The organism is Serratia quinivorans, from assembly GCF_946227985.1.
GTDB lineage: Bacteria > Pseudomonadota > Gammaproteobacteria > Enterobacterales > Enterobacteriaceae > Serratia > Serratia quinivorans_A.
Window position 1 is genome coordinate 20538 of sequence record NZ_CAMKGL010000012.1, and the last position, 23892, is coordinate 44429.

The following is a 23892-nucleotide window of genomic DNA, read 5'->3' on the forward strand; positions in this document are numbered from 1 at the left end:
CATTAAGGCTGTTCGCCCTCTTCGCCCGGCTGTTCTTCGTATTGTTCGTACTCCGCCAGTTCGTCACGCATCGCCTGAATTGACTCACGCGCCAACAGCGACAGTGTACGGTAAAAACCGGTAGTGGCATGAGCTTCCACTTTGCCGAGGAAACGGCCGCACCAGGGCAGCAGATAGTCGTCAAACAAGGTGATCTGCGCCTGCGCTTCGTCTTCCTGCGCCTGATCTTCCAGCCATGAGGCGGCCAGCAGCAGTGAACCGAAGTGATCGGCAGGCGCTTCGCTTAATGGCATCCCGCGCTGCTGCAGGAAAGTACGCACTTCCGCTTCCGTCGCCCCTTCAACATAGGCAGAGCGGAATGGTGACACGCTGCACTCGCTGCCGACAAACATCGCGTTGAAATCACTGGACAGCTGGTTGACATCACAACCCTGCTGCAGACGCACCAACAGGTCGTCCTGCTCCAGCGGCCAGTGTTGCTTCAGTTTGCCTTCTTTGATCAACGTAAACAGCGGCACCAGCAACGGATCTTGCGGCTGACGATAAAACAGCGTACCCAGCACGCGGCAAACAACAGAAAACTCATTCATGGTAATGCCTTATACAATACGGAAAAATTTGCCGGGACGATGTCACAAATCGGCCAGTTCCGCAATCGCCGGCTTGCCGCGCCGTTCGAGAAAGTCCAGCAGGCGCCGTGGGCTAACGTTAAGGATGCGTTCCTGCGGGAACTCCACTTCGGCAATAATGCGCTCGCAGTGTTCAAAACCGCCGAGCGAGAAAGCAATATGTGAATCCGAGCCCAGCGCCAGCCAGCCACCGGCATCACGCACCGCAGCCGCAATCGCACGGCAGTTGTCTTCGCTGCCCTTGCGTGAATGGGTGAACGACGAGTTGTTCAGTTCCAGCGCCACTTCATACCTGGCTGCTGCCGCGGCAACCGCGGCAATATCAATCGGGTATCTTGGGTTACCGGGGTGGCTGATAATGTGCACGTCCCCCTGCGCCATCGCAGCAATCATCGCTTCGGTATTGGCGGCTTTGTCCTGTGGCGCAAACACCGGCTCGTGGAAACCGGCGATAATTACGTCGATTTTATCCAGCATCGGACCGGTGCAGTCGATATCACCCTGCAGGTTTTTGATGTTGGCCTCGATGCCGCGCAGGATGCCCACGCCGTCCACCAGGCGCGGCCACACGTGCATGTTCATAAAGTGCCAATAATGCGGTGCATCGGCCATATCCGGGCCGTGGTCGGTGATGGCGAAAAGTTTGATGCCCTTTTGCCGGGCTTCGACGATGTAATCATGCAGCGTGCTATAGGCGTGGGTGCTGGCGACGGTGTGCATATGTAAATCAACGGGGTACATTGCTTCTCCTTCTTAGCGGCCTGCCAGAGTACGGCGGCAGGCGCGGTTTGTTATTTATTTAGCTTAGCAGGTGCATCACCGGAAGATCAGTAACCGAGCTGCACATCTACCACTCCGGCCGGTGTTTGTCCGGCTTCGAGCGCGAGAATGTTCGCCGCTATCTGATCCATCGCCGCTTCCGGCAAGGTGATGGCAGCAATATGCGGGGTAATGGTGACACGCGGATGACGCCAGAACGGATGCGCCTGCGGCAGCGGCTCGGTGACGAACACATCCAATGTAGCGGCGGCAAGTTGACCTTGTTCCAGCGCCTGCAACAAATCGTCCTCAACCAGATGCGCACCGCGTGCCAGGTTGATCAGATAAGCCCCCGGAGCCAAATGCGCGAACAGTTGCTGATTGAGGATCCCGGCGGTTTCCGGCGTATTGGGCAGCAGGTTGATCAGCAATTGCACACCATCGAGAAACGCAGCGCGCTGTTCGGCTCCGGCAAAACTTTGCACACCGTCGATTTGTTTGGGGCTACGGCTCCAGCAACGCACGTTAAAGCCAAACGCCGTCAGCTTCTGCGCCACGCTTTTGCCCAATACCCCAGCGCCGAGAATGCCAATAGTGAAGTTATCCTGCTGATGAGGATCGAGCGGCCGCCACTCTTGCTGCTGTTGCAACAGCTGGTATTCATCAAAACGGCGGAAATAGCGCAGTACATAGCTCAGTGCATATTCCTGCATCTGTTGCGCCATGCCGGTATCTTCAAGGCGCAGCAACGGCACACCTGCCGGCAGGGTCCCCGGGTAGGCACGTTCTTGCTCCAGGATAGCATCGACGCCGGCGCCGAGGGCAAATACGCCTTTCAACCGACCACGGTTAGCCAACATCTCATGGGGGGGGCGCCACACCAGCGCGTAATCTGCCGGACGATCATCGCCCGGTTGCCAGGCACGAACCTGCGCTTGCGGCAGGCGCTGTGACAGGCCGGTCAGCCATTCCTCGGCATTAAAGAAAGGGTGGTAAAAAATGATGTTCATCTTCGCGACTCCGTCTGTTTTTATCTGTTTCCATCCAGACTTCCGCGATTCGCCGACAGATGCAAGCGTTAAAGCCCAAAACGCAAACAGCCCCGACCAGTGGGGCTGTTTTCATACCGCGGGATCTCAGACTGCGACGGGGGTGTCCTGCCTGATTAGGCGGCGCAGCAGCGGGATCAAAATCAGCATCACCACGCCGACACCTGCGGCTCCCCAGCCCAGCACGCTAAACACTTCGCTGTAACCGGGGTTGGTCAATGCCGGGGTACTGCCGCTGTTTTCCGGCATCAGACCCGAAACATAGCCCGCCAATACCGAAGCGACGCCGGTGACCATCATCCAGCAGCCCATCATCACCCCCTGGTAGCGCGGGGGAGCCAGTTTACCGATCATCGCGTAGCCGATCGGGGAAATCATCAGTTCACCGATGCTCTGCAGCACATAACTGATGGCAATCCATTTAAACGCCACCAGCCCATCACCGCCGGCCAGGCTGATACCCAACGGCAATACCAGCATACCCAGCCCGATACAAAACAACGAACCGGAGAACTGCATGGGAATGTCGATTTTGCAGCCACGGGCGCGCAGGCGATTGAACCACCAGGCCATCAGCGGCCCACCGACCACGATCACCAGCGTATTGATGTTCTGGATCCACTGCGGTGCCACCTGAATGCCGTAGACATTCAAATTGATGTTGTGCTCGGAGAACAGCATCAACCCCATTGGGGCCAACTGGTACAGCGCCCAAAACACCAGGGACCCCAATGCCAGGATCAGATAAGCGGTCATCCTGCGACGCTCGTCACGCGGATGATGGCGTAACGTGACCACGCACAGCATCAGGAAAATCAGCACGCCGAGGCCAATGACGAAGTGACCGCTGAACTCGGCGTGGGTCAGCATCACGCGGATGATTGGTACCAGCGCGACCAGCACCGCCAACCCGACCAGCATGCGCCAGCGGTATTCTCCACGACTGGCGTCGTGCAATGGTGTGTTGAGATCGGCCAGAATGCGCCAACGGCTGACGGCGACGATGATTGCCGCCGCGTTGCCCAGAGTGGCGAACAGGAACAGCGCACGGTAGTTTTCGGTCAGTTGGAAATAGCCGGCGACGGTAAAACCGACAAAGAACCCCAGGTTCATCCCGGCGTAATTCCACAAGAAGGCTGATTCACGCCGATCGTCGTCCGGCTTAAAACGCTGGGTCAACATCATATTAATGCAGGTGACGTTCAGCCCACTGCCGGTCAGGAACATCGCCAGACCCCAGTAGAGCCCCCAAACCCCGGCAACGGCGATCAACGCGCAGCCAATCACCTGCAGTACCATACCCAGTACGAACAGGTTGCGGTTACTGAGGAAGCGCCCACCCAGATAGCCGCCGAACATATGCAAGCCGTAGTTGAACGCCCCGAACACGCCCATCATGGCGTTGGCGTTAGTTTCGCTGAAGCCCAAACGCTTGGTGGCGTACAGTACCAACGTGGAGTACAGCACGGCAAAACCCAGCGTGGCGAAGATTTGAATAAAGAACAGTGCCCCGGCCCCCGGGGGGATGGCATGGCGCTGTGGCGCCGTCGGTGTGGAATCTGACGAAGTCAAAGTGAACCTCTGCTGCATTATTATTTGATAGATCAATCCCTGTCTGCTTATCGCCGGGTCATTGCCCGGCAACCTGCGCGGCGGTGTGAAAATCCTTGCCAAAACCCCGCACCAGCACCCTTCCATTTAGCGACACATATGACTAATAATCCAGTATTAATGCATATAACAGCACTGCAGACTTCACTCTTGCTGATATATTGAGCTAACGCATACTGAAGCGCTCAAATATTAGCCTGCTATATAATTTTACGCTATGTCTCCCCCATCAATTGATTCGACATGCCGGTCGATTGCTCGGGAAATCAGCAAATTGCTGCAAGTTTAGCTAAACAGTCATGGTTATGTCACAAGAGGGTTGACGCTGGGATCAGATTCTCCTACATTAGCGCCCGTCGACAACGCAATGCGTTAGCGATGCAGTAAAACGGTGAGGTGTCTGAGTGGCTGAAGGAGCACGCCTGGAAAGTGTGTATACGCGTAAGTGTATCGAGGGTTCGAACCCCTCTCTCACCGCCATATTTTACGAGAAAGCCTGAACGCAAGTTCAGGCTTTTTTGTTGTCTGCAAGACAGGGAATTCTGATGGCAGCCTCCCGCCCCTGCCGTTCGCCGCAGTTTTCAGCAAAGCGAACACGGCTTAAGCGGACGCACCGAAACGCAGAAATTCTGCTTGACCGGATCGCTCGCTCTCCCTATAGTACCGCCCCGTTGCAGCAGTGAGCACGCAACGACAAAATACGGTGAGGTGTCTGAGTGGCTGAAGGAGCACGCCTGGAAAGTGTGTATACGCGTAAGTGTATCGAGGGTTCGAACCCCTCCCTCACCGCCATATTTTACGAGAAAGCCTGAACGCAAGTTCAGGCTTTTTTGTTATCTGCAATCGCCCTCAGTGCGTGTGGCTAGCCACCATGGATGGCTGCATCACGGCGCGGCGCCAGTCGCCCGGGGTTTGACCATAGTGGCGTTTAAAACTGCGATTGAAGGACTGCTGCGAGTCAAAGCCGAGTGAGATCGCCACGCTGACGATCGGTTCGCCGCTGTTGGCCAGGCGCTCTGCCGAGACCCTCAGCTTCTGCATGCGAATATACTCTCCCAACGCGTAGCCGGTCTGGCGTTTGAACATTCGCTGCAGGTGCCATTTGGAATACCCCGCGCGGCCCGCTACGGTATTGATATCCAGCTTCTCTTCCAGATTGTTATCAATCCACTCAATCAAATCAGTAATAAAACCCGTGCTGTTCATGCTGACGCTCCCATGACTTGGCAGGTAGATCCGCTGCCCGATGTCATTACGTTGCAGCAGTTTCGCATTAAATGCAATTTTTATTATTGCATTTAACTGAGAGGCACTTCTATAATCCAGCCAATTAATGTAACCGATATTGATACATTAATGTGACAACAATGTGTTTCAAAACCTAACCGTTGCACCAATGACCGGTGCAACCGCTCTGCCGCCGGTCACAGGCCAGGGAAGTTACCCGGATAACAGGGCCGGGTGTATCGCCAGATCGTGCTTACTACTGGAAAGAAAAATAATGCCAAGCCAGCCAAACCCATTGTTTCATTCACACCGTCGCCAAAGCGGCATCGGTATCAGCACACGCCTCTCTGCCGTCGCGTTGCTGGTCGCTCTGCTGGCCGGGTGTGACAACAGCGCCGCTCAAAATGCGGCTCCCCCACCACCGGCCGTCAGCACCGCCGACGTAGTGATAAAACCCATCAGTCAATGGGATGCTTTTAACGGTCGGATCGAGGCGGTGCAAAGCGTCCAGCTACGGCCACGGGTTTCCGGCTATATCGATAAAGTGAATTACACCGAAGGCGATGAAGTGAAAAAAGGCCAGGTGCTGTTCACCATCGACGATCGTACCTACCGCGCCGCTCGTGAGCAGGCACAGGCCGAACTGGTTCGGGCACGCAATCAGGCGGCACTGGCCCGCAGCGAATCCGGCCGTACCGAGAAACTGATCGGCAGCCAGGCGATATCGACCGAGGTGTGGGAACAACGCCGTTCCTCTGCCGCGCAGGCGCAGAGCAACGTATTGGCGGCTCAGGCCCAATTCGATCTGGCGCAACTGAACCTCGATTTTACCCGAGTGATTGCGCCGATTGACGGGCGCGCCAGTCGCGCGATGATCACCGCCGGTAACCTGGTGACCACCGGCGACAGTGCCAGTGTACTCACCACGCTGGTGTCGCTCGACAAGGTTTACGTCTATTTCGACGTCGATGAAGCCACTTTTCTGCGTTACCAAAACGATGGGCGGCGCACGACAAAGCTGCCGGTGAAGGTCGGGTTGGTCGGTGAAGACGGCTATCCACACCAGGGCATTGTTGATTTTACCGACAACCAGCTGAACGCCGGTACCGGCACTATTCGCATGCGCGCCCTGCTGGAAAATGCTGAGCGCCGCTTCACTCCAGGGTTATTCGCCCGGGTGCAGATGCCCGGCAGTGCCGAGTTCAATGCCATGTTGATCAACGATAAATCGGTAATGACCGATCAGGATCGCAAGTTTGTTTATATCGTCGATAAGGACGGCAAGGCGCAACGACGCGATATCGAAGTGGGCCGGGTAGCTGGCGGGCTACGTATTGTACAGAAGGGGCTGGCTGCCGGTGACCGGGTGATCGTCGACGGCATGCAAAAAGTGTTTATGCCGGGTATGCCGGTCGCTGCCAAAAACGTGGCGATCAACGCCGACGCTTCCGCACTTAACTAAGCCCCAGTAAAGGATCCTGATCCATGGACTTTTCCCGTTTTTTCATCGACCGGCCGATATTTGCCGCGGTACTGTCGATTCTGATTTTTGTCGGCGGTGTTATTGCCATCCCGCTGCTGCCGATCAGCGAATATCCGGACGTGGTGCCGCCCAGCGTGCAGGTGCGTGCCCAATACCCCGGCGCTAACCCGAAAGAGATCGCTGAAACGGTGGCAACCCCGCTGGAAGAGGCGATCAACGGCGTCGAAAACATGATGTACATGAAGTCGGTGGCCGGTTCTGACGGCGTGCTGGTCACCACCGTCACCTTCCGCCCAGGAACAGACCCCGATCAGGCACAGGTTCAGGTGCAAAACCGCGTGGCGCAGGCCGAAGCACGCCTGCCGGAAGACGTGCGGCGGCAAGGGGTGACAACCCAGAAGCAATCCCCGGCCCTGACGCTGGTGGTCCATCTGGTTTCCCCTTCCGGTAAATACGATTCGCTCTACCTGCGTAACTACGCCACTCTGAAGGTCAAGGATGAGCTGGCCCGCCTGCCCGGCATCGGTCAGGTACAGATTTTCGGTGCCGGTGAGTACGCCATGCGTATTTGGCTCGATCCGAACAAGGTGGCCTCACGCGGGCTGACCGCTTCTGATGTGGTCTCTGCCATGCAGGAGCAGAACGTACAGGTTTCTGCCGGGCAACTGGGTGCGGAACCGATGCCGACCCGCAGCGATTATCTGCTGTCAATCAATGCGCAGGGGCGCCTGCAGACCGAGGAAGAGTTCGGCAATATTATCCTCAAGAGCGGCGACAACGGCGAAGTCGTTCGCCTGCGCGACGTCGCACGCATTGAAATGGGCTCCGGCAGCTACGCGCTGCGTGCCCAGCTCAATAATAAGGACGCGGTGGGGATTGGTATCTTCCAGGCTCCGGGGGCCAATGCTATCGAGCTGTCCAACGCGGTGCGGGCCAAAATGGCCGAGTTGTCGACCCGCTTTCCGGACGGCATGAGCTGGCAATCACCGTACGACCCGACGGTATTCGTGCGCGATTCGATCAGCTCGGTGGTAGATACCCTGCTTGAAGCGGTGCTGCTGGTGGTACTGGTGGTCATTCTGTTTCTGCAAACCTGGCGTGCGTCTATCATTCCACTGCTGGCCGTACCGATCTCCATCGTCGGTACTTTTGCGGCGCTCTATCTGTTGGGCTTTTCGCTCAATACGCTGAGCCTGTTCGGACTGGTGCTGGCCATCGGTATCGTGGTCGATGATGCCATCGTGGTGGTGGAGAACGTCGAGCGTAATATCGAAGAGGGTCTGTCACCGCTGGCGGCGGCGCACCAGGCAATGCGTGAAGTATCCGGCCCGATTATCGCCATCGCCGTCGTGCTGTGCGCAGTGTTCGTGCCAATGGCGTTTCTGTCCGGCGTCACCGGCCAGTTTTATAAGCAGTTCGCCGTGACTATCGCCATTTCGACCGTGATCTCGGCTATCAACTCGCTGACCCTGTCACCGGCGTTGGCGGCGTTGCTGTTGAAACCGCATGGCGCACCGAAAGACATGCCATCACGCCTGATTGATCGCTTGTTCGGCTGGCTGTTCCGTCCGTTTAACCGCTTCTTTGCCAGCAGCTCACAACGTTATCAACGTGGGGTTTCCCGGGCGCTGGGCAAACGCGGCGCGGTATTTGTGGTGTACGTGCTGCTGCTGTGCGCTGCCGGGGTGATGTTTAAAACCGTGCCCGGTGGATTCATCCCGACGCAGGACAAGCTTTATTTGATTGGTGGCGTGAAAATGCCTGAGGGCGCGTCGCTGGAGCGCACCGACGCGGTGATCCGCAAGATGAGCGCCATCGGCCTGAGCGTCGATGGGGTGACGGATGCGGTCTCCTTCCCCGGGTTGAATGCATTGCAATTTACCAATACGCCCAACACCGGCACCGTGTTCTTTGCGCTGGAGTCCTTAAGCACCCGCACCCGCAGCGCGGCGCAGATCAATGCCGAGATTAACGCCAAGATTTCGCAGATCCAGGAAGGGTTTGCGTTCTCGATTATGCCGCCACCGATCCTCGGTATCGGCCAGGGTTCCGGTTACTCCCTGTATATTCAGGACCGTGCCGGTCTGGGTTATGGCGCGCTGCAAACCGCAATCAACACCATGTCGGGCGCGATCATGCAAACTCCGGGCATGGGCTTCCCGATCTCGTCTTATCAGGCCAATGTACCGCAGCTGGACGCGAAGATTGACCGCGACAAGGCCAAGGCGCAAGGGGTGCCGCTCAATGCCCTGTTCAGCACCTTGCAGACCTATCTCGGTTCGTCTTATATCAATGACTTCAACCGCTATGGCCGCACCTGGAAGGTGATGGCGCAGGCCGACGGTCAGTTCCGCGACAGCGTGGAAGATATCGCCAACCTGCGCACCCGCAACGATAAGGGGGAAATGGTGCCGATTGGCAGCATGGTCAGCATCAGCACCACCTACGGCCCGGATCCGGTGATCCGTTACAACGGCTTCCCGGCGGCAGATCTGATTGGTGATGCCGATCCGCGAGTGCTGTCATCGTCACAAGCCATGAGCGAACTGACGGTCATGGCCAGCAAGCTGTTGCCGAACGGCATGAACATTCAGTGGACCGACCTGAGCTATCAGCAGTCCACCCAGGGCAATGCGGCCATTATTGTCTTCCCGGTGGCGGTGCTGTTGGCCTTCCTGGCGCTGGCAGCATTGTACGAAAGCTGGACGCTGCCATTGGCGGTGATCCTGATCGTGCCGATGACCATGCTGTCGGCACTGTTCGGGGTCTGGTTGACCGGCGGTGATAACAACGTGTTCGTACAGGTGGGGCTGGTAGTGTTGATGGGCCTGGCCTGCAAGAACGCCATTTTGATCGTCGAGTTCGCCCGTGAACTGGAGCTACAGGGCAAAAGTATTATGGAAGCGGCGCTGGAAGCCTGTCGTCTGCGACTACGGCCGATTGTAATGACCTCCATCGCCTTTATCGCCGGGACTATTCCGTTGATCCTCGGACATGGTGCCGGCGCCGAGGTTCGTGGCGTCACCGGCATCACGGTATTCTCCGGCATGCTGGGCGTCACACTGTTTGGGCTGTTCCTGACTCCGGTGTTCTACGTTACTCTGCGCCGTATGGTGACACGCAAAACACGGCAACCCGTGGCGGAATAATTCGCCTGCCATAGCCACAAAAAAGCCCGGCGTTTAAACCGGGCTTTTCTTTGTCTTATGTTTAATACCGCAGCTACCGCAGACTATTTTTCTGCTGTCTCTTCGTCTTTCACGTCCTGCATTGCATATGCCGCGCAGGCACGCTTGTCGCCCCGCTCCAGCTCAGCCAGAGAATCCGCCACCGTATAGCGCGCCAGCACGTTCAGCGATGCCTCTTCCGCTTCGTTCACCACCGACTTGAAATACCAGCAGGCGTTGGCACTGACCAGGCAACGCGCCGGCCCTTCCGGTCGAGCGGCCCAAATGCGTTTATCTTCAATAACGGACAGATAGATATCCCGCAGGGTGATCTGCTCCGCCGGGCGGCCCAGGTGAATTGAGCCGTTACGGCCCAGGGTCGAAACAATGATGCCATTTTTGGTCAAGGGCACCATCAGCTTGCGGATAAAGCTAGGGTTGGCTTCCAGACCGGCGGCAAGCACCGCACTGGTCGAACGCACGCCCAGCTTTTCAGCCACGGCCACGCTAAGTACCATTTGCATTGCAGTCGGAAAGCGAAAATCTAACATGTTTTTATCTCTGTCTCCGGGAGACCAAATACCTGGACTGGGCCGGTGCGAGATGACGCCATCACACCCACTCAACTGCACAATAATATAACAAACACTGTTGCACTATTGAAGGTATGCCCGGATAAATCGCACGGATACATTAGGTCGGAAGTCACGTCAGAACTGGCCTGGGGATAAAACGGTGGGGATGAAGAATACAGAAACCCGCGTCAATATTAATGCCGCTCGCTTAACTGCGTTAAACGATCAGAACTAACACTGCCCGCGGGTTTAATTCTTGTCTGTTGATTAGGCTTTATTCAGCACCAGTTGGCCGCTTTTATCCAGCGGGATCTGGGTACCGGGATCGTGATCCATGCGGATCTTGCCCTGCTGAGTGCCAATCTTGTAGGTCACGTCGTAACCCAGCATTTTCTGTGATTTGTCGTAGACCGTTCTGCAACGCTGCTGCGTGCTGGTGGTGCTGTCGTTATTCTGCATCGCACCCTGTACCTGGTTACCGGCGTAACCGCCGCCCAAGGCACCCACCACCGTCGCCACATCACGACCACGACCACCACCGAACTGATGGCCAATAACGCCACCGGCTACTGCACCCAGAACCGAACCGGCAATGCGGTTCTCATCCTGCACTGGCGCACGATGAGTGACGGTCACATTGCGGCATTCCTGACGCGGTGTTTTGATGGTTTCTTTGATCGGCGTTGCGGCAATAACCTGCGCGTACTGCGGACCTGAAGAAAAAACATCAAGACTGGCCACCGCAGCAATACCCAGAGCGGCTGCAATACCAATACCCACACCGGCTAACATTGACTTGTTCACAGGAAATCCTCCTGAAAGTGTTACCACGCATTTGTACCGGGGATTTTACCGACATTGCACCGCGCTTATTATTTTGCGCATTGGCGGCACGTGGTATTCCGGTTTACGGCGTGCGCGACGCGCCGTCTGTAAACAAGATAAAGTCTGCACAATGTTCCAGAACCTCGCAATAAGACAATGTGACCAATGATGCTGGAAATCGCCCCTACCCCCATTGTTTAGGAGGAATCTTAAGACTTTTACCCATAGTCACGGGACATTGTGCTGAATAATCAGCCCGTAACTGCCCCATCGCACGGGGACCGGCATAAAAAAACCCACGCGGGCGAACCGGCGTGGGTGGGTCAAGATCGGCAACTATCAGTGCATTTTCAACCGCGGGCGGATCACCCGGTTGATGCCGCCGACCAGCATCATCAGGCCGGTTTTAATATAACCGTGTAAAGCCACCTGGTGCATACGGTACAGCGAGATATAGACGAAGCGCGCAATGCGGCCTTCAACCATCATCGAACCGCGCATCAGGTTGCCCATCAGGCTGCCAACGGTGCTGAAGCGGGACAGAGACACCAGCGAACCGTGGTCTTTATACACGTAAGGCTTCAGCGTCTGGCCGTTCATCAGCGCCAGAATGTTGGTAAAGCAGCGGGATGCCATCTGGTGCGCCGACTGGGCGCGTGGTGGCACAAAGCCACCGCCCTCTTTCGGACAGGAAGCACAGTCACCGATAGCGAAGATATTCGGATCGCGCGTGGTCTGCAGCGTGGGTTCCACCACCAGCTGATTAATGCGGTTGGTTTCCAGCCCGGCGATGTCCTTCATAAAGTCCGGCGCCTTGATACCGGCCGCCCACACCATCAGATCGGCATCAATAAATTCGCCGCCCTTGGTGTTCAACCCCTTGGCATCCGCGCTGGTGACCATGGTGTTGGTCAAGACGCGCACGCCCAGTTTGTTCAATTCCTGATGCGCAGCGGCGGAAATACGCGGCGGCAACGCAGGCAGAATACGCTCGCCCGCTTCGACCAGCGTCACGTTCAGCGCGCTGTTGTCCAGGCCTTCAAAACCATAGCTGTGCAGTTGCTTCACCGCGTTATGCAGCTCGGCAGACAGTTCCACCCCGGTGGCGCCACCGCCAACGATGGCAATATTCACCCGCTCTTTTTGCCCTGGCTGTGCCGAGAACTTGAGGAACAGGTTCAGCATTTCGTTGTGGAAACGACGCGCCTGGTGCGGGTTGTCCAGGAAAATACAGTGATCTTTCACGCCGGCAGTACCGAAATCGTTCGAGGTGCTACCCAGCGCCATCACCAGGATGTCATAAGGCAGTTCACGCGCAGGAACCAGTTCAGCGCCGTGCTCATCGCAGATTTGCGCCAACTGCAGGGTTTGCGTTTCACGATTAATGTTGGTCAGCGAACCCAGCTGGAAGCTGAAAGAGTGATTGCGCGCATGTGCCAGATAGCTCAGCGCGTCGACGCCGTCATCAAGGGAGCCGGTTGCTACTTCATGCAGCAAAGGTTTCCACAGATGGCTGTGATTGCGGTCTACCAGCGTAATTTCTGCTTTGTGCTTACGACCGAGTTTATGGCCCAGGCTGGTCGCCAGTTCCAGACCACCGGCACCACCACCGACAATGACGATTTTTTTCTTTGGCGTTGTCAAAATAACCCCCTAAATGTGAACCAATTGTTGCCTAAGGGTAAATAAATAATATCCTTAGAATACATAGGGTTCGCTTAAAATAAACCTGCTATCTGAAGTCAGAATAGCATGTGGGGTTATTTGGTCATACCAAAATTGATGTACATCAAACTTTTTTGGTTAAAGCCTGGACGAAGGGAAATTTTGAGGATTGTGATTCAAATAGTTAGCGCGAGATCACAGTTTTAAATTTTGGCCCTCAACGGGAAAAACGGGGCTTTCAGGCAAAGAAATGCCGCAATTCTTGCCTGTTCAGAACAATCATTGCGGCGCTGTCGGGCGTTATGAAACTGTTAAGGCAGAGTCTTGAATGCCTTGATGCGTTGCAGATGTGGCGACAGGTTTTTGAACTTGTGGGTCTGCTGTTCATCCCAGACAATTTCATAGTATTTATGCAACAGTTCAGCACTGAGCTGACTGTCCAGCACCTCGTCGTGGCGGGAAAGCACCGCCAGACAGCGATCGCGATTTTTCTCACGGAAGTCTTCCACGCACTTGGTGGCGATATCGCGATACTCTTCCGGCCGGTCGATTTTGCCTTGCATATGTTGTTCAGGAGACAAATTGGGGTTGAAGATCACCTGGCGGATACCGCACAGAAAGCCGATACGTTCGGCCCAAAAACCCCCGAGGCCCACTCCGCAGATCAGCGAATGTTTATCTCCTCCCTGCTGAACCGCCTTGTCCACTTCTTTCAACAAATGCTGCATGTCATGGCGTGGGTGCAAGGTGCTGTAACTGATAAAGCGTACGTCAGGATCGATAAACTGTAGCTGTAATACCTTTTCATGATTGCCGGGACTGGTGGAATCAAAGCCATGTAAATAGATAATCATCTGGATCCTCGCAACAAACGGAGGGCCGCACCGCAGCCCTCATCATTTACGCCGCACTACGACGTCCTGGGTTCACCCCGCATTATGCTGCTTGTGCTCTTCCCAGCGTTCGCTGAGCGCATTCAGCTCTTTATGCGCCTGCTGCCAGCGCGCGGAATCACGCAGCTCCTGACGGGTGAATTGACCGCGATGATATAACCGCTTCACCCGCTCTGCTTTGACCGGGGACAGGATATCCAGCACGCTGACCGCCCCTGCGCGGTTATTGCATACCAGGATCATGTCGCACCCCGCATCCAATGCTGCCTGACCGCGCTCGGCATAGCTGCCCATAATTGCCGCCCCTTCCATCGACAGATCGTCCGAGAAGATAACGCCGTCAAAACCCAACTCCTGGCGCAGGATCTGTTTTAGCCAGTAAGGCGAGCCGCTGGCGGGACGTGGGTCTGCTTCAGTATAGATGACGTGCGCCGGCATCACGGCATCCAGCAGCTGACGGTTAATCAATTCACGGAAGATCGACATATCATGTTCGCGGATCTCAGCCAACGGACGTGGATCGCGGGGGGTTTCTTTGTGCGAATCGGCACTGACGGCACCGTGGCCAGGGAAATGCTTACCGGTGGTTTTCATCCCGGCGCTGTGCATGCCCAGAATGAAGCGCTCGGCCATCACCAGCGCCTGCTGCGGATCGCTGTGGAACGAGCGCTCGCCAATCGCCGCACTGACGTGGCCAATATCCAGTACCGGTGCGAAGCTGATATCGATATCCTGCGCGATCATTTCCGCCGCCATCAACCAGCCTGCTTCCTGTGCCAGACGCCCGCCCTCATGCACTTCGTTTAATGCGGCAAATGACTGCGCCGCCGGCAGACGGGTGAACCCCTCGCGGAAGCGCTGCACGCGGCCGCCTTCCTGATCCACCGCTACCACCAGCCGATCGTGAGAAGCCTCGCGGATTTGGCGTACCAGCTCACGCAGCTGTTGCGCATCGTGGAAATTGCGGGTGAACAAGATCAGGCCGCCCACCAGCGGGTGTTTCAGGATCTCACGTTCTTCTGCATCCAGCTCATAGCTGGCGACATCTAACATTACTGGGCCCACGGCCACCTCACTTCAATATTTATTCAGAACATGGGGATGTTAAACAAAAACGCCGGTGCAACACTGCGCCCCAACGCAAAAATTCAGGATCGCCGGTTTGTTGCCAGCGCACTTCAAACCATAACAGCATCAGGTAATCTACCCACGGCAACCAACGCTGCACCTGCGCGCTCAGCAAGGGTAAATTTGAGTAGCCGATGCGTGCATAATGCCCTAAAAACTGCTGCTGATCGGCTGGCGACCAGGCATTGCCGCGAAACAGTGCGGCGATGTCCAGCGCGATATCCCCGTCGGCCGCATACTCCCAGTCAATCAGCCGCAAGCCTTGGCCCTGTGCAATCAGATTGCCCGGATGAATATCCATATGCAGGGGAGCCAGTTTTAGCGGCGTTGGGGGCCGATGATGCAGAAAACGCTGATGCAACTTTAGCCAGGCGGGTGTCAGGCGTCGAGGATCCAGCTGCTGCCAGTAGCGAGTAAACTGCCGATGCAGGCTCAGCGGGTAGCCACTGGGCGATTGTTGATGTAACCCGGCCATCAACTCAGCCAGACTGCCGCCCTCATTCAGCCGGGTAAAACTGGCCTCAGTGACAACGTCACCATTGAGCCATTGCAAGATAATCCACTGATTACTCTGCGCTAAAACCTGCGGCCCGATGCCCTTACCGACACGACACAACACCCGAGCCTCACGCCGACGACTGACACCCAACGCGCTTTTTTCTGGACTTTGCTGGCGAGCCAGTAACTGCACGCCTTCGCCTTCAATCCGCCAGCTTTCACCGGTCAGTCCCTGCACCGGACTGAAACGACAACCGGCGGTTTTCACCGCCGGCAGTTCGTGCTCAATCAGTCTTCGCAGTGCGACTTCAGTGTGTAACGGCGCCATTACCTGACCAGACGATTTCACCGCTTTGCACCAGCATCAATTGCATATCCAGCGTGGGTGACTTCACATCACCGCTGACGTCGCTGTACAGCACGTACTGCGCGCTGACGATACGCGCCAGACCAATTGCCTTGCTGCGTGAACCCAGGCTGTCATCCGCCGACAGGCCCAGCGTCTGCTTGGCGGTGGCCAACTGCGCTTCCGGCACGATCGAGAAGGTTTGATTTGATGCCAAAGCCTTATGCAGTGCGGAGGTCGCTTTCGCGGTCTGCAGCGCACCGTTGGTGTTATTCTTCACGCTGTCCAACAACAACACGCTGCCCGGATTAACGCCATCGGCTTTCAGCATCTGATTGACCAGCGGCTGTACGCTGCTCAGCCAATCGAGCTGCTGAATCTTTGGCGGTTGCGGCACCGGTTCGGTCACCGGCGGCTGCGGTTCTTCGGTCACCGGCGGCGTCACAGGCTCAACGGTCACTGGCGGTTGCGGTTGTTCCGGCTCCGGCGGGCGCGACAGACAACCGGTTAACACCAACGCGGTCAGCGCGACAAATAGATACTTTTTCATTAACCCCTCTCTCAATGAACCAAGAGTTTACAAGAATAGATACAGACGCACGCGCTTGGCATCGAGGTTGCCATTGAGCGAGTAAATGGTGGCATCTGAATTTGGCGCAATAGTAATGGTGCGCGGCGCTTCAAAAGGCCGGATATCCAACCCCTGATCGTCATACCAGTAGAAGCGGTAGTGCACCGTGACCGGCGTTGGTTGGCTGTTGCTGAGCTCCGAGGTCGCCATCACCCGCCCGGAAGCATTCGAAATCGACGGATTGTCGGCCAGAATGCCCGCGGTCAGCACTGGCGAATCCATCACGACCGTCTGACGTTCGTTAACCGCAATGCCTCGCGGGCTACTACAGCCCATCAGTATAATGGCGGGCAACGTCAGCGCCATCAGACAACGCAGGGTTTTGCTATAGCGCATTATTTTCCTCGATTAGCGTGACAGCAGCGGCCCCAAAGAGCGGCCACCGACCAAATGCATATGAATATGATAGACCTCCTGGCCGCCATGACGGTTGCAATTGATAATCAGGCGGTAGCCGTCTTCGGCGATGCCTTCCTGTTCGGCAATCCTGGCGGCGGCGGTGATCATACGGCCCAGAGCAGCTTCGTGCTCAACGGTGACGTCGTTAATGGTGGGGATCAGCACATTGGGCACGATCAGAATATGGGTCGGGGCCTGAGGTGAAATATCACGGAAGGCTGTAACCAGTTCGTCCTGGTAGACCACATCAGCAGGGATTTCGCGGCGGATAATTTTACTGAAAATCGTTTCTTCGGCCATCTGGCGTTCCTTGTTGAGGAAAATAAGCTGTACGCAGTATGAGTGACAAATTCTACTGCTTTCAACCTGATTGCGCACTTTCCGCGTTGAGTGATGCAGAATCAGACAACCGATCAGGGAAATAGCGCCGCTGTCAGCGTTGCCCGGCGGCATTCATCTGATTTTTTTCACTTTGGTTATTCACTATTGTTGCTTTACTTGCCTGTGGCCGCCGCCAATAGTAACCCTATGATTAAAAACGGATAGGTGACAACATGCGATGCAAAACCCTGGTACTGAGCGCGCTGCTGCTGTGCGGCCATGCAGCGGCTGAAACCAAAAGCATTATTGACCTGCAGGCTAATCAGCAACATTTGCGTGCAGCGAAAAACCCAGCCGCAGTGGCACTGATCCCGGCTAATTACCCTTTTGCCGTACCGGGCAAGCTGACCGTCGCGGTGGCGTCTGAAAATTCTCCGCCACTGGCGCTGTTTGCCGAAGACAATAAAACGCTGATTGGCAGCGACCCGGATATTGCACAACTGGTGGCGGACAGCCTGGGGCTGGAACTTAATCTGGTGCCCACCTCCTGGGAAGACTGGCCACTCGGGATCAGTTCGGGCAAGTACGATGCCGCCATTTTCAATATTGCCGTCACCAAACTGCGCAAGACCAAGTTTGATTTCGCCACCTACCGCGTGGATACGCTGGGTTTTTATGTGAAATCCACCAGCAAAATCACCTCAATCAACCAGCCTGCGGACATTGCCGGGCTACGGGTTATTGTCGGCTCGGGGACCAATCAGGAAAATATCCTGCTTGGCTGGGATAAACAGAACCGCGCCAACGGTCTGGCACCGGTGCAGCCGATTTATGTTACCGACGATGCCGCCGCCAATCTGAGCATTCAGTCCGGACGCACCGATGCATTTTTCGGCCCCCACTCTACCGGTGCCTACAAGGCGGCACTGACCGGCAAAACCAAAATGGTCGGGATTGGCCCGAACGTGGCCTATGTGGCGGTGACCACCAAAAAAGATAACGGTCTGGTTGCAGCCATCAACGCCGCCATCAATGGGGTGATCACCAGTGGCGAGTATGGCCAGGTGCTGGACCGTTGGGGCGAACGCGATGAGAAGGTCCCACGCTCAACCATCAACCCACCGGGCATTGGCGACGAGTAGTTCATATCAACTGGGGTGCATGCGCGCGCATCCAGTTGGCCAACGAGTCGAGCGTCGGGCGCAGCGTTTTGCCCAGCGGCGTAATTTGGTATTCAACACGCGGCGGGACTTCCGGGAATACCTGCCGCGTGACCAGGCCACGCTGCTCAAACTGCCGCAGTTGGCGTGTCAGCTCTTTCTGGGCGATCGGTGCCACGGCACGCTGCAGCTCGCTGAAACGCACCGGGCTGTCGATCAGTATCAGTCGGTAGAGGATCGGGATCGCCCATTTCCCCGCCACCAGATTCACGAAGCCCACCATTGGGCAAGGTTCACCCGCTGCCGGTAACGTCGCTAAATTTTTTTCCACTGTCGAACGCCCTGCGTCGGTCATTTCATCCCACCTTGTCCTTTAGTATCCAAAAGGTGCCTACTATGCAAAAGGTACTATAGCGCAAATAATGCCTGCATCGACAACAAACGGGAGTGGGCTATGTCACGACTTAGAGGTAAATATGCGTTGATCACCGGCGGCACCAGCGGTATTGGTCTGGAAACTGCGCGCCAGTTTATTGCCGAAGGCGCCACCGTGGCGATCACCGGCCGCAGCCAAAGTGGCCTCGACGCGGCGGGTGAAGCTCTGAGCAAGGTTCTGTTGTTGCGCAGCGATGCCGGGGATATTGCTGGGCAGCGTAGTTTGGCACAGCAGCTGGCCAGCCATTGGCCGCGTCTCGATGTGCTGTACGTCAACGCCGGCGACGTCACCCACCATCCGTTGCAGGAATGGGATGAGCAAAGCTATCAGCGGCTGATGGACATCAATCTCAAGGGGCCGTTCTTTCTGATCCAGGCACTGTTGCCACTGTTGGCCAATCCTGCATCGATTATTTTGTGTGGCTCGGTCAGCGCGCATATTGGCCTGCCGTTAAGCAACGTTTACGCCGCCAGCAAAGCCGGCCTGCTGTCGCTGGCCAGAACGCTGTCCGGTGAATTACATCCGCGCGGCATCCGGGTTAACGGCCTCAGCCCCGGCCCGACAGAAACCCCGGCGCTGGGCAAGCTCGGGCTGAAGGAGGCCGATGAGCAAACACTGCGCGACGAGATCCGCGCACTGGTACCGATTGGCCGCATGGGCACGGCGCTGGAATTGGCCAAGGCGGCGGTGTTTTTGGCGTCTGACGAGTCCGCCTTTATGGTGGGCAGTGAGTTGCTGATCGACGGTGGCGTGGGAAATTTGTAATTGCGTCGGAAAATACCCAGGGTTTATCCCTGCATCATTAAGCGAATAGCGCTAATTATTTCACTTGCAACAATATCACATACCCCGTAAGCAATTGCGGACTCCGTTTACATTAGCGCGACCACTCTGGCTGGCACCACTGCCTACACTGATCAAACAGGGCGAATTGTGGATCCCTTATCGCCAGCCAGAACCCGACTGACCCTAGCTATCCCTCCCCCTCGTTGTATTTTCCTGATAACACCATGCATCCCCTAACCGGGTGTCATGGGCATAAGTGGAGATTAAGACGATGAGAGTAAAAAACCTGATTAATATCGCGCTGCTGCTGATACCACTGGCTTTAGGCGGCATCGCCCAGGCCAACGATCAGACCATTCCCTGGGGGGAAAATACCGGCGGCGTGGAATCCAATCATATTGCCGCCGTCGGCCAGAATCTGAATGCCACCCATCAAAAAGTAACCAAGACTCAGGAAGGCGTGTGGGCAGCAAATACCGGCAGTATTTCCAACGACGAAAAAGCGCTGACCCATGGTCAGAACCCGTCACCGAAAACAACGCCTTAACGGAAATGATAGCGAAGCCACAAGCCGTGACAGCCAAACTGCACGGCTTGTCGGTCAGCCCAGACCGGGGATAGCAACGCCGAAGGTCTGCAGCAGTAACACCATATTGAGCAAAAGAATAATCACCGTCCCGATGATTGACACCAGGCTGGTCAGGCGACTATTGACAAATTCGCCCATAATGTCGCGACGGCGGGTGAACATCACCAGAGCAATCATCGGCGCCGGCAGCGCCAGGCTCAGTACCACCTGGCTGTAAACCAGTGCATCGGTGGCATTAACCCCTAACGCGACCACGATGAACGCCGGGATCATGGTCACCATACGACGTACCCAGACAGGAATGCGGAAACCGACAAACCCCTGCATGATCATCTGGCCCGCCATGGTACCCACCACCGAGCTGGAAATACCGGAGGCAATCAGCGACATCAGGAAGATACCGGCGGCGGCGGCGCCAAACAATGGCGTCAGCGTGTGGTAAGCGGTGCCAATCTCCGCCACATCACTGTTACCGGCATGGAAGGCACTGGAGGCCATAATCACCATCGCGATATTCACCAACCCGGCAATAGACAGTGCAATCACCACTTCAATATTGGAAAAACGCAGCAGTTTACGGCGCTCGCCGCTGTCACTGGCTGGCGCACGGTGCTGGGTCAGGCCAGAGTGCAGGAAGATGGCGTGCGGCATCACGGTGGCACCAATGATACCAACGGCAATAGTCAGCGCCTGTGCATCCGGCAATTGCGGTGTGACCATGCCCATGCCCGCTGCCGCCCAATCGACCGGCACGATAAACATCTCCACCAGATAACACAGCGCAATCACCGCGACCAGCCCGCCGATCATCAGTTCTACCGGGCGGAAGCCTTTTTTCTCCACCATCAGCAAGGCATAGGTGATCACCGCCGTCACCCCCATTCCTGGCAACAGCGGCATATGGAACAGTAATGCCAGCGCTATCGCACCGCCGAGAAACTCCGCCAGATCGGTAGCCATTGCCGCCACCTCACTGAGCAACCACATGCCAATGACCACCGGGCGAGAAAACTGGTCGCGGCACATCTCTGCCAGATTACGGTTAGTGACGATGCCCAGCTTGGCCGACAGCGCCTGAAACAGCATGGCGATCAGGTTGGCCATCACCACCACCCATAACAGGCTGTAGCCGTATTTCGAACCGGCCTGAATATTGGTGGCGAAATTACCCGGGTCCATATAAGCAATAGAGGCAATCACTGCGGGGCCGGCGAACAGTAGCGGCGTGAATGCACCACGCTTGCGCCCGGCAAGTGCGTTACTAATTGCCGCATTGGTCCGTTCGGTTAACGATGTGGTGGTTGCCGCATCACGCATGATTTACCCTCAATCTTATTCTGGTTATTTTTCACCCAACACTCACAGCAATGTAGCATCGGCTACACTTTATGCAAAATGGAAGATTAACTGCCTTTGTGTACAAATATTTCTTATTGTCATCGAATACGCCAGCCGAATTGATAATACGCCGCCTTTGGACTAACGTATGGCGGAACCGCACTGACCTGCAACTTACTGGTTTAACGTTTAAAGGACGTCTCAGACTATGGCAACAAGCGCACCAGACGACGCAGAACGCCCCGTGGTGGCTGAAATGCCGGATGAGGCTGAACATGCCCTGCGCTTCACCCGCGCTCGTGAGGCGCAATCCAATGCGCTGATAGAGGATTATGTTGAGCTGATTGCCGACCTGCTGGTCACCACCCGCGAAGCCAGAACCACGGATATCGCCAAACGCTTCGGCGTTTCGCACCCGACTGCGATCAAGAACATCGCCCGGTTGAAAAGTGCTGGCTTGGTAGAGTCACGCCCTTATCGTGGGGTTTTTCTGACCGAAGAGGGTGAACAACTGGCGCAGAAGGTACGGCGTCGCCACCGGATTGTGGTTGATCTGCTGGTGTGCCTCGGAGTACCGAATGAAACGGCGGAGCTGGACAGCGAAGGGATTGAACATCACATTTCTAACGACACCCTGGCGGTGTTTGAACAGTATCTGCAAAAGCACGCAGTAAAATAAATCCTCGCCAATAAAAAAGGGAGGCTTTCGCCTCCCTCAAAACTCCCCTGCCTGAATTAATGATTACGGATGTATTCGTCCATATCCGTTTTCAGGTTGTCAGATTTGGTACCAAAGATAGCCTGAACGCCAGAGCCTGCGACAACGACGCCGGCAGCACCCAGTTTTTTCAGGCCAGCCTGGTCAACCTTGCTCACGTCCGCCACGCTAACGCGCAGACGGGTGATGCAGGCATCCAGGTTGGTGATGTTGTCTTTACCGCCAAAGGCCTGAACCAGCGCCGCAGACATTTCAGAACCACCCTGCGCAACCTGCTCAGAAACCGTATCTTCACGCCCTGGGGTTTTCAGATCCAGCTTGGCAATCAGCACGCGGAAGATGGTGTAGTACACCAGACCGTAGATGATACCGACGATTGGGAACAGCCAGATTTTGCTGCTGTTGCCGCTCAGGACGATAAAGTCGATCAGACCGTGTGAGAAGCTGGTGCCGTCACGCATCCCCAACAGGATACAGATCGGGAACGCCAGGCCAGCCAGGATGGCATGGATTGCGTACAGGATCGGCGCAACGAACATGAAGGAGAACTCGATCGGTTCGGTGATACCGGTCAGGAACGAGGTCAGCGCAGCGGAGATCATGATACCGCCGACTTTAGCGCGGTTTTCCGGCTTGGCTGAGTGCCAGATGGCAATCGCCGCAGCTGGCAGACCGTACATTTTGAACAGGAAGCCACCGGACAGTTTACCCGCAGTTGGGTCACCCGCCATATAACGTGGAATATCGCCGTGGAACACCTGACCCGCAGCGTTGGTGTATTCACCAATCTGCATTTGGAACGGCACGTTCCAGATATGGTGCAGACCGAACGGTACCAGCGCACGTTCAACCACGCCGTAGATACCAAACGCCACTACCGGGTTCTGATAAGCCGCCCACTGGGAGAAGGTCTGGATAGCCGTACCGATTGGAGGCCAGATAAAGGAAAGCACTACGCCCAGAACGATTGCCGCCAGGCCGGAGATAATCGGCACAAAGCGCTTACCGGCAAAGAAGCCCAGATATTCCGGCAACTGAATGCGGAAGAAACGGTTAAACATATAGGCAGCGATGGAGCCGGAGATAATTCCCCCGAGCACACCGGTATCCGCCAGGTGTTTGGCCGCAATTTCCTCAGCCGGCAGGTGCAGCACCAGCGGTGCAACCACCGCCATGGTTTTCACCATGATGCCGTAAGCCACTACCGCAGCTAACGCGGAGACACCGTCGTTATTGGTGAAGCCCAGGGCAACACCGATGGCAAAAATCAGCGGCATGTTGGCGAAAACGGAACCGCCGGCTTCCGCCATCACGTGTGAGACTACCGCGGGTAGCCAGCTAAAGTTGGCGGAACCGACGCCCAGCAGGATACCTGCGATAGGCAATACGGATACCGGCAGCATTAGCGACTTACCTACTTTTTGCAGGTTTGCAAATGCGTTCTTGAACATAGTTGAGTGTGCTCCTGAGTAATAGTGCTTTGCTACTTTTCGCGATTCTTCGCGTTGCAAGGGGGGGAGAAAAACCCCTGCAATTCAGGGTGTCTGAGCACCCCTTGAATTATTACGCAGAGTAAAATAAATAGGCTGCGCAATGTTTGATGACAGTCACGTTTCGATGAACAAAACCGGGTATTTTTCTTACATTGCATATTTTTTG

General features: G+C 56.0%; 23 protein-coding genes and 2 tRNA genes. 8 read left to right on the forward strand and 17 right to left on the reverse strand.

Annotated elements, in window-relative coordinates; genetic code table 11:
* Positions 1 to 2 precede the first annotated feature (2 nt).
* The 4 genes from OCH02_RS21675 to OCH02_RS21690 all read right to left on the reverse strand — a co-directional run bounded on the left by OCH02_RS21675 (position 3) and on the right by OCH02_RS21690 (position 4027).
* Positions 3 to 590, reverse strand: coding sequence for a molecular chaperone (locus tag OCH02_RS21675; RefSeq protein WP_261432907.1), 588 nt, complete (start codon positions 588 to 590; stop codon positions 3 to 5).
* Between the two features lie 42 nt (positions 591 to 632).
* On the reverse strand, positions 633 to 1370 hold the full coding sequence (locus tag OCH02_RS21680) for a phosphatase (RefSeq protein WP_261432908.1): 738 nt from the start codon (positions 1368 to 1370) through the stop codon (positions 633 to 635).
* An 86-nt stretch (positions 1371 to 1456) separates the two neighbouring features.
* On the reverse strand, positions 1457 to 2398 hold the full coding sequence (gene ghrA / locus OCH02_RS21685; RefSeq protein WP_261432909.1) for a glyoxylate/hydroxypyruvate reductase GhrA: 942 nt from the start codon (positions 2396 to 2398) through the stop codon (positions 1457 to 1459).
* 126 nt (positions 2399 to 2524) lie between these two features.
* The gene (locus tag OCH02_RS21690; RefSeq protein ID WP_261432910.1) at positions 2525 to 4027 is read right to left on the reverse strand and encodes a peptide MFS transporter; all 1503 of its coding nucleotides are present in this window, start codon (positions 4025 to 4027) and stop codon (positions 2525 to 2527) included.
* Positions 4028 to 4438: 411 nt separating this feature from the next.
* On the opposite strand from OCH02_RS21690, the gene OCH02_RS21695 reads away from it, so the two are divergent.
* Both OCH02_RS21695 and OCH02_RS21700 read left to right on the forward strand, forming a co-directional pair.
* A tRNA-Ser gene (locus OCH02_RS21695) sits at positions 4439 to 4528 on the forward strand.
* A 222-nt stretch (positions 4529 to 4750) separates the two neighbouring features.
* Positions 4751 to 4840: transfer RNA gene (locus OCH02_RS21700), tRNA-Ser, on the forward strand.
* Positions 4841 to 4897: 57 nt separating this feature from the next.
* On the opposite strand, the gene OCH02_RS21705 is transcribed toward OCH02_RS21700, so the two are convergent.
* Complete coding sequence (locus OCH02_RS21705; RefSeq protein WP_261432911.1) at positions 4898 to 5254, reverse strand: helix-turn-helix domain-containing protein; 357 nt, start codon at positions 5252 to 5254, stop codon at positions 4898 to 4900.
* A 295-nt stretch (positions 5255 to 5549) separates the two neighbouring features.
* On the opposite strand from OCH02_RS21705, the gene OCH02_RS21710 reads away from it, so the two are divergent.
* Positions 5550 to 6737 (forward strand): efflux RND transporter periplasmic adaptor subunit, encoded by a 1188-nt coding sequence (locus OCH02_RS21710; RefSeq protein WP_261432913.1) that lies wholly within the window; start codon positions 5550 to 5552, stop codon positions 6735 to 6737.
* A gap of 23 nt (positions 6738 to 6760) precedes the next feature.
* Complete coding sequence (sdeB, locus tag OCH02_RS21715) at positions 6761 to 9907, forward strand: multidrug efflux RND transporter permease subunit SdeB (protein ID WP_261432914.1); 3147 nt, start codon at positions 6761 to 6763, stop codon at positions 9905 to 9907.
* An 83-nt stretch (positions 9908 to 9990) separates the two neighbouring features.
* Here sdeB and OCH02_RS21720 read toward each other — a convergent pair whose 3' ends face one another.
* From OCH02_RS21720 to hinT, 9 genes are all read right to left on the reverse strand, one after another.
* Complete coding sequence (locus tag OCH02_RS21720) at positions 9991 to 10476, reverse strand: RrF2 family transcriptional regulator (protein ID WP_261432915.1); 486 nt, start codon at positions 10474 to 10476, stop codon at positions 9991 to 9993.
* 291 nt (positions 10477 to 10767) lie between these two features.
* On the reverse strand, positions 10768 to 11304 hold the full coding sequence (locus OCH02_RS21725) for a glycine zipper 2TM domain-containing protein (RefSeq protein ID WP_174352701.1): 537 nt from the start codon (positions 11302 to 11304) through the stop codon (positions 10768 to 10770).
* A 360-nt stretch (positions 11305 to 11664) separates the two neighbouring features.
* Complete coding sequence (locus OCH02_RS21730) at positions 11665 to 12969, reverse strand: NAD(P)/FAD-dependent oxidoreductase (RefSeq protein ID WP_174352702.1); 1305 nt, start codon at positions 12967 to 12969, stop codon at positions 11665 to 11667.
* A gap of 332 nt (positions 12970 to 13301) precedes the next feature.
* Positions 13302 to 13844 carry an alpha/beta hydrolase YcfP gene (gene ycfP / locus OCH02_RS21735; protein WP_017892435.1) on the reverse strand — a complete coding sequence of 181 codons (543 nt, stop codon included), beginning with the start codon at positions 13842 to 13844 and terminating at the stop codon, positions 13302 to 13304.
* Between the two features lie 72 nt (positions 13845 to 13916).
* Positions 13917 to 14936, reverse strand: a complete 1020-nt coding sequence (gene nagZ, locus OCH02_RS21740; RefSeq protein WP_261432917.1) for a beta-N-acetylhexosaminidase — start codon at positions 14934 to 14936, stop codon at positions 13917 to 13919.
* 31 nt (positions 14937 to 14967) lie between these two features.
* Positions 14968 to 15837, reverse strand: coding sequence for a phosphotransferase (locus tag OCH02_RS21745; protein WP_261432919.1), 870 nt, complete (start codon positions 15835 to 15837; stop codon positions 14968 to 14970).
* Positions 15818 to 16405: a penicillin-binding protein activator LpoB gene (gene lpoB / locus OCH02_RS21750; RefSeq protein ID WP_261432920.1), complete on the reverse strand. Its 588-nt coding sequence runs from the start codon at positions 16403 to 16405 to the stop codon at positions 15818 to 15820. The genes OCH02_RS21745 and lpoB overlap by 20 nt, the downstream gene beginning before the upstream one ends.
* A 27-nt stretch (positions 16406 to 16432) precedes the next feature.
* Positions 16433 to 16822, reverse strand: a complete 390-nt coding sequence (locus OCH02_RS21755; protein WP_261088847.1) for a YcfL family protein — start codon at positions 16820 to 16822, stop codon at positions 16433 to 16435.
* A gap of 12 nt (positions 16823 to 16834) precedes the next feature.
* Positions 16835 to 17185 carry a purine nucleoside phosphoramidase gene (gene hinT, locus OCH02_RS21760; protein WP_026142310.1) on the reverse strand — a complete coding sequence of 117 codons (351 nt, stop codon included), beginning with the start codon at positions 17183 to 17185 and terminating at the stop codon, positions 16835 to 16837.
* Positions 17186 to 17439: 254 nt separating this feature from the next.
* Here hinT and OCH02_RS21765 point away from each other — a divergent pair, with 254 nt between their 5' ends.
* A complete protein-coding gene (locus tag OCH02_RS21765; RefSeq protein WP_261432921.1) occupies positions 17440 to 18348 on the forward strand; it encodes an ABC transporter substrate-binding protein in 909 nt (302 codons plus the stop codon).
* Between the two features lies 1 nt (position 18349).
* Here OCH02_RS21765 and OCH02_RS21770 read toward each other — a convergent pair whose 3' ends face one another.
* Positions 18350 to 18721, reverse strand: coding sequence for a winged helix-turn-helix transcriptional regulator (locus OCH02_RS21770; RefSeq protein WP_261432923.1), 372 nt, complete (start codon positions 18719 to 18721; stop codon positions 18350 to 18352).
* Between the two features lie 99 nt (positions 18722 to 18820).
* Between OCH02_RS21770 and OCH02_RS21775 the strand changes: the two genes are divergently transcribed.
* The gene (locus OCH02_RS21775; RefSeq protein ID WP_261432925.1) at positions 18821 to 19567 is read left to right on the forward strand and encodes an SDR family oxidoreductase; all 747 of its coding nucleotides are present in this window, start codon (positions 18821 to 18823) and stop codon (positions 19565 to 19567) included.
* 292 nt (positions 19568 to 19859) lie between these two features.
* Positions 19860 to 20135: a hypothetical protein gene (locus tag OCH02_RS21780; protein ID WP_261432927.1), complete on the forward strand. Its 276-nt coding sequence runs from the start codon at positions 19860 to 19862 to the stop codon at positions 20133 to 20135.
* 54 nt (positions 20136 to 20189) lie between these two features.
* Here OCH02_RS21780 and OCH02_RS21785 read toward each other — a convergent pair whose 3' ends face one another.
* Positions 20190 to 21494 (reverse strand): Nramp family divalent metal transporter, encoded by a 1305-nt coding sequence (locus tag OCH02_RS21785; protein WP_261432928.1) that lies wholly within the window; start codon positions 21492 to 21494, stop codon positions 20190 to 20192.
* A 229-nt stretch (positions 21495 to 21723) separates the two neighbouring features.
* Between OCH02_RS21785 and mntR the strand changes: the two genes are divergently transcribed.
* Complete coding sequence (mntR, locus tag OCH02_RS21790) at positions 21724 to 22194, forward strand: manganese-binding transcriptional regulator MntR (RefSeq protein WP_261095170.1); 471 nt, start codon at positions 21724 to 21726, stop codon at positions 22192 to 22194.
* A 56-nt stretch (positions 22195 to 22250) separates the two neighbouring features.
* On the opposite strand, the gene ptsG is transcribed toward mntR, so the two are convergent.
* Positions 22251 to 23684 carry a PTS glucose transporter subunit IIBC gene (gene ptsG, locus OCH02_RS21795; protein WP_135316092.1) on the reverse strand — a complete coding sequence of 478 codons (1434 nt, stop codon included), beginning with the start codon at positions 23682 to 23684 and terminating at the stop codon, positions 22251 to 22253.
* Positions 23685 to 23892 lie beyond the last annotated feature (208 nt).

What these genes read in the sequence shown, in the direction of transcription:
- OCH02_RS21755 (WP_261088847.1), bottom strand. Translation starts at nt 16,822, where the DNA reads ATGCGCTATAGCAAAACCCTGCGTTGTCTGATGGCGCTGACGTTGCCC.
- lpoB (WP_261432920.1), bottom strand. Translation starts at nt 16,405, where the DNA reads ATGAAAAAGTATCTATTTGTCGCGCTGACCGCGTTGGTGTTAACCGGT.
- OCH02_RS21720 (WP_261432915.1), bottom strand. Translation starts at nt 10,476, where the DNA reads ATGTTAGATTTTCGCTTTCCGACTGCAATGCAAATGGTACTTAGCGTG.
- OCH02_RS21680 (WP_261432908.1), bottom strand. Translation starts at nt 1,370, where the DNA reads ATGTACCCCGTTGATTTACATATGCACACCGTCGCCAGCACCCACGCC.
- mntR (WP_261095170.1), top strand. Translation starts at nt 21,724, where the DNA reads ATGGCAACAAGCGCACCAGACGACGCAGAACGCCCCGTGGTGGCTGAA.
- ghrA (WP_261432909.1), bottom strand. Translation starts at nt 2,398, where the DNA reads ATGAACATCATTTTTTACCACCCTTTCTTTAATGCCGAGGAATGGCTG.
- OCH02_RS21745 (WP_261432919.1), bottom strand. Translation starts at nt 15,837, where the DNA reads ATGGCGCCGTTACACACTGAAGTCGCACTGCGAAGACTGATTGAGCAC.
- OCH02_RS21775 (WP_261432925.1), top strand. Translation starts at nt 18,821, where the DNA reads ATGTCACGACTTAGAGGTAAATATGCGTTGATCACCGGCGGCACCAGC.
- hinT (WP_026142310.1), bottom strand. Translation starts at nt 17,185, where the DNA reads ATGGCCGAAGAAACGATTTTCAGTAAAATTATCCGCCGCGAAATCCCT.
- OCH02_RS21690 (WP_261432910.1), bottom strand. Translation starts at nt 4,027, where the DNA reads ATGCAGCAGAGGTTCACTTTGACTTCGTCAGATTCCACACCGACGGCG.
- ptsG (WP_135316092.1), bottom strand. Translation starts at nt 23,684, where the DNA reads ATGTTCAAGAACGCATTTGCAAACCTGCAAAAAGTAGGTAAGTCGCTA.
- OCH02_RS21765 (WP_261432921.1), top strand. Translation starts at nt 17,440, where the DNA reads ATGCGATGCAAAACCCTGGTACTGAGCGCGCTGCTGCTGTGCGGCCAT.
- OCH02_RS21710 (WP_261432913.1), top strand. Translation starts at nt 5,550, where the DNA reads ATGCCAAGCCAGCCAAACCCATTGTTTCATTCACACCGTCGCCAAAGC.
- OCH02_RS21785 (WP_261432928.1), bottom strand. Translation starts at nt 21,494, where the DNA reads ATGCGTGATGCGGCAACCACCACATCGTTAACCGAACGGACCAATGCG.
- OCH02_RS21705 (WP_261432911.1), bottom strand. Translation starts at nt 5,254, where the DNA reads ATGAACAGCACGGGTTTTATTACTGATTTGATTGAGTGGATTGATAAC.
- OCH02_RS21675 (WP_261432907.1), bottom strand. Translation starts at nt 590, where the DNA reads ATGAATGAGTTTTCTGTTGTTTGCCGCGTGCTGGGTACGCTGTTTTAT.
- nagZ (WP_261432917.1), bottom strand. Translation starts at nt 14,936, where the DNA reads ATGTTAGATGTCGCCAGCTATGAGCTGGATGCAGAAGAACGTGAGATC.
- OCH02_RS21780 (WP_261432927.1), top strand. Translation starts at nt 19,860, where the DNA reads ATGAGAGTAAAAAACCTGATTAATATCGCGCTGCTGCTGATACCACTG.
- ycfP (WP_017892435.1), bottom strand. Translation starts at nt 13,844, where the DNA reads ATGATTATCTATTTACATGGCTTTGATTCCACCAGTCCCGGCAATCAT.
- sdeB (WP_261432914.1), top strand. Translation starts at nt 6,761, where the DNA reads ATGGACTTTTCCCGTTTTTTCATCGACCGGCCGATATTTGCCGCGGTA.
- OCH02_RS21770 (WP_261432923.1), bottom strand. Translation starts at nt 18,721, where the DNA reads ATGACCGACGCAGGGCGTTCGACAGTGGAAAAAAATTTAGCGACGTTA.